This is a genomic window from Kineococcus auxinigenes, assembly GCF_050871525.1.
GTDB lineage: Bacteria > Actinomycetota > Actinomycetes > Actinomycetales > Kineococcaceae > Kineococcus.
Window position 1 is genome coordinate 1 of record NZ_JBKBCT010000128.1, and the last position, 4,289, is coordinate 4,289.

At 73.3% G+C, this 4,289-nt stretch carries 4 protein-coding genes and 1 pseudogene; all 5 read right to left on the reverse strand.

The features are described 5' to 3' along the window. Positions 1–736: 736 nt before the first annotated feature. A pseudogene (locus ACRYR9_RS19485) lies at positions 737–1,093 on the reverse strand (response regulator); the annotation flags it as partial. Positions 1,094–1,095: 2 nt separating this feature from the next. Continuing rightward, a complete protein-coding gene (locus tag ACRYR9_RS19490; RefSeq protein ID WP_432493778.1) occupies positions 1,096–1,584 on the reverse strand; it encodes a chemotaxis protein CheX in 489 nt (162 codons plus the stop codon). Continuing rightward, positions 1,581–1,961: a response regulator gene (locus tag ACRYR9_RS19495; protein WP_432493780.1), complete on the reverse strand. Its 381-nt coding sequence runs from the start codon at positions 1,959–1,961 to the stop codon at positions 1,581–1,583. Before ACRYR9_RS19495 ends, ACRYR9_RS19490 begins: the two co-directional genes overlap by 4 nt. 12 nt (positions 1,962–1,973) lie before the next feature. Continuing rightward, positions 1,974–2,792 carry a CheR family methyltransferase gene (locus ACRYR9_RS19500; protein ID WP_432493782.1) on the reverse strand — a complete coding sequence of 273 codons (819 nt, stop codon included), beginning with the start codon at positions 2,790–2,792 and terminating at the stop codon, positions 1,974–1,976. A gap of 1 nt (position 2,793) precedes the next feature. Beyond that, positions 2,794–3,996 carry a protein-glutamate methylesterase/protein-glutamine glutaminase gene (locus ACRYR9_RS19505; protein WP_432493784.1) on the reverse strand — a complete coding sequence of 401 codons (1,203 nt, stop codon included), beginning with the start codon at positions 3,994–3,996 and terminating at the stop codon, positions 2,794–2,796. Positions 3,997–4,289: the final 293 nt, after the last annotated feature.

Below are 4,289 nucleotides of genomic sequence, written 5' to 3' on the forward strand. Positions count from 1 at the left end.
CGACCCAACACCCCGCCCCCCGCACCCCGCCCCCCGCGGTCAAAGCCCCCTTTCCACACCACACCCCACAACCACCACCGCGAGGGCGGAGGGCGGAGGGCGAGGAAGGGTGCAGGGAGGGGGGACGCCGACGGCCCCCGGCGCGGGGTGCGACGGGGGCCGTGACGAGGTGGTGCGGGCCGGGGCCTCAGATCGTGACGATGCTGAGCTTGCCCTTGCCGTAGCGGGCCACCTTGACGTCCAGGTCCAGGCGGCTGCCCGTGCTCGTGGCCCACTGGGTCACGTCCGGGCGCAGGACCTCGCCCGGGGCGTAGGCGGCGTGCAGCTTCAGGTGCGGGGCACCCTCCACGTTGAACAGCGAGGCCATGATGTTCAGGACCTCGTTGGCGTTGACGCGCAGCGCCTCCGAGAGTTCCCCGTCCTCGATGGCGGCCTCGCTGGCCCCGGGGGGCAGCAGGCCGATCGAGGCACCGGCGTGGGCCGCCAGCGCGAAGTCGAACACCGCGACGGCCGCCGAGCGCAGGTGGTCGTCGACGTACAGGCCGACCGCCGCACCGGGCTTGCCGCCCACCGGGCACGGGGTGCCCGGGGAGACCTCGACCTCGCGGCCGAGCAGGTCCTCCAGCAGGTTGCGGATCGCCAGGTTCGACGGCAGCGGGCTGGAGTCCATCGTCACCGCGGGCCGCTCGGCCGCGGGGGCCGCAGCGGGAGCCGCGGCCACCGCGCCGCCGCCGTTCAGGACCGGCGACAGGGCCGCGGCGAACGCCTCGGGCGTGAACGGCTTGGCGATGAGGAACAGCGCGCCGGCGGCGGCCGCCTTCTCGCGCATCTCCTCCGAGCCCTCCGAGGTGACGAAGCCGAACGGCACGTCGAGGCCGGAACCGCGCAGGTTCTGCAGCATCTCGTAGCCGGAGGCCTCGGGCATGTTCCAGTCCGACAGGACGATGTCGGGGTTCTCGGCGCGGACCGCCTCGAAACCCTCCTTGCCGTTCTCGGCCTGGACCACGTCGACCCAGTCGAAACCGGCCTGGCGCAGGGTGCGGATGACGATCTGCCGCATGACGCGGCTGTCGTCCACCACGAGGGCCTTCATCGTCACGCCCCCGATCCGGACAGCCACACGATGAAGGTGATCCAGTGCCCCTGCCAGTTCGCGTCCAGGCGGGCCGCGCAGCGGCTGTTGGAACGCGGCAGCGGCGGCGCCTCGGCGATGGCGGGCAGGCCGAGGGCGCCGGCGTCGGGAACCAGGGCCTTGATGTTGCCGCCGATGATGTTGGCGACCTCGCCGAGCGCGTCGTACACGTCGTCGTCGACCAGGTCCGCCTCGTCCTCCTGCAGGAGGGCGGCGGCCAGCGGCTTGGTGGCCGCCTTCTGGACCAGGACCGTCACCAGGCCGGGACGGGCGCCGGAGATGCCGACGCTCGCGCACAGCAGCGGGGCGGGGACCTCCTGCGGGTCGAACGCCGGCAGCAGGGGCTCGACGTGGCCGAAGTACGACTGCCACATCTGGTCCACGATCTGCGCGAGCGCCTCGTCCTCGACGTAGTCGCCGACCTGCTCGAACTGCTCGATCTCCTGCGTCATGCCGTCACCTCCGGCAGCAGGCCCAGCAGGGCCAGCTTCTCCTCCAGCGCCTCCACAGTGAAGGGCTTGATCAGGTACTCGTGGGCACCGGCGGCGAGCGCGCGGACGATCTGCCCGTGCTCGGCCTCCGTGGTGACCATCATGATGCTCAGCGAGCGGTACTCGCGGACGGCGCGGACCTGGGTGACGAACGTCAGCCCGTCCATCACCGGCATGTTCCAGTCGACTGTCGCCAGTTCGGGCAGCGGGCCCTCCTGGAGGACCTTCAGCGCCTCGGCGCCGTCGGCCGCTTCCACGGTCTCGTACCCCAGCTTGCGCAGCGCGCCCGCGATGATCTTCCGCATGGCGCGGGAGTCGTCGACGACCAGTGCCTTCATGTTCCTGTCCTCTCAGTTCTTGGGGCGGTGGACGGAGACCCGTCCGATGAGTTGGCGTTCCCAGTTGTCGTCGACGCCCAGGGTGGTTTCGGCGCCTCCCAGGAAGAGGTAGCCGTCCGGCTTGAGGGCCCTGCGGACCCGGCCGAGGATGTCCCGCTTCGTGGGCAGGTCGAAGTAGATGAGCACGTTGCGCAGGAAGACCACGTCGAACTGGCCCAGCGCGGCGTAGCTGCTGGTGAGGTTCAGCTGCTGGAACCGCACCATCCGGCGGATGTTCTCGTTGACCTGCCAGTTCATGCCCGTCCGCGTGAAGTGCCGGACCAGCATGGGGGCGGGCAGGCCCCGGTTGACCTCGAGCTGGGAGTAGGTCCCGGCCTTGGCCTTCTCGAGGACCTCGCTGGACAGGTCCGTCCCCAGGATCTCCGCGCGCCAGCCCTCGGCGATCAGGGAGTCCTGCAGCCCGATCGCCAGGCTGTAGGCCTCCTGGCCGGTGGACGAGGCCGCCGACCAGATCCGCACCGAGCGGGTGGAGGCGCGCGACTGCTTCAGCGCCGGCACCACCGTGGTGGAGAACGCCTGGAACGGGGCGCCGTCGCGGAACCACGACGTCTCGTTCGTCGTCAGCGCCTCGACGATCGCGACCTGCGTGCGGCGGTCGGGCCGCAGGCGCACGCCGTCGACGTAGGCGTTGACGTCCGCGGCTCCGGCCGCGCGCGCCAGCGGCACGAGCCGCGACTCGACGAGGTACTCCTTGCCCTTCTCCAGGACGATCGCGCTCTCCTTGCGGACGAGCGTGCAGACCCACTCGAAAGCCGTGGGGGTCAGTGCCATGTCACCACCTGCCAGTAGTGGGTCGGGCCGCTGCAGCGGCGGTGCGGTTCGCCGGCGGTGCCGCCGGCGCGAGGGCGCCCACCCGGCCCGCACCCGCGGTGAGGACGGTGGAGCGGACAGCGGTGGGGGGCAGTGCCGCGCGGGCGCCGCCGAGGCGGCGCAGCAGGGCGTCGGGGATCGCGCCGAGCGGCAGGACCTCGTCGGCGATGCCCTCGCGGGCCACCGCGCCGGGCATCCCCCACACGACGGAGGTGGCCTCGTCCTGGACGACGACCTGCCCGCCGGCCGCGGCGACGGCCTTGCAGCCGAGCTTGCCGTCGGAACCCATGCCGGTGAGGATCAGCGCGAGCAGGTCCCCGCCGAACGCGGCCACCGCGGAGCGCACCATGACGTCCACGGCCGGCCGGCAGAAGTTCTCCGGCGGCCCCTGCTGCAGCTTCACGACGAGCGCGGTGCCGCGCCGCACGACCTCCATGTGGAAGTCGCCGGGCGCCACGTACACGGTGCCGGCCACGACCTCCTGGCCGTCGGCGGCCTCCACGACGGTGAGCGCGCTGACCTTGTCCAGGCGCTGGGCGTACATGCGGGTGAACACCGGCGGCATGTGCTGGGTGACGAGGACGGGGACGCCGAGGCCGGCGGGCAGCTTGGCCAGCACGCTGGACAGCGCCTCGGGGCCACCGGTGGAGGAACCCACGACGAGCGCCCGCGGCGTCCCGGCGGCGCCGGTGCGCGAGCGCACGGCGACGGGCGCGGCGGGACGGGCGACGGCGGCCGCGTGCGGTGCGGCGACCCCCGGGACGAGCGCCTTGATCTTGGGGATGAGCTCGGCGCGCACCGACTCCATGGACTCGCTGACGCTGCCGACGTTGGCGGGCTTGGTCACGTAGTCCGAGGCGCCGGAGGACAGCGCCTCCAGGGTGGCGCTGGCGCCGCGCTCGGTGAGCGTGGAGAACATGACGACCGGGAGCCGGCGGTCGAGGCGGCGGATCTCCTTGATCGTCTGCAGGCCGTCCATGACGGGCATCTCGATGTCGAGGGTGACCGCGTCGGGCTTGAGCTGCTGGATCTTGTCCAGGGCGACCTTGCCGTTGGGGGCCGTGCCGACGACCTCGATGGCGGGGTCGGAGGCCAGGACGTCGGTGACGATGCGCCGCACGACCACGGAGTCGTCGACGACCAGGACGCGGATCTTCTCGCGCACGCTGCACCCGGCCCTTCGCTCGGCGCGCCCCCGGTGGGCGGCTCACTACTCCATCGGCGCGAGCGGGCGAACCTTGAACCCCGCACGGGCAGCGGCGGGGAAGACGGGGGACACGCCGGGACGGCGTGCGGGCGGGCGCGGGAGTGGCGTGGTACCACCACCCCTCCCCCGGGGGGGGGGGGGGGGGGGGGGGGGGGGGGGGGGGGGGGGGGGGGGGGGGGGGGGGGGGGGGGGGGGGGGGGGGGGGGGGGGGGGGGGGGGGGGGGGGGGGGGGGGGGGGGGGGGGGGGGGGG

Excerpts from the sequence above, each read along its gene's own strand:
- ACRYR9_RS19490 (WP_432493778.1), bottom strand. The coding sequence starts at position 1,584 with ATGACGCAGGAGATCGAGCAGTTCGAGCAGGTCGGCGACTACGTCGAG.
- ACRYR9_RS19495 (WP_432493780.1), bottom strand. The coding sequence starts at position 1,961 with ATGAAGGCACTGGTCGTCGACGACTCCCGCGCCATGCGGAAGATCATC.
- ACRYR9_RS19500 (WP_432493782.1), bottom strand. The coding sequence starts at position 2,792 with ATGGCACTGACCCCCACGGCTTTCGAGTGGGTCTGCACGCTCGTCCGC.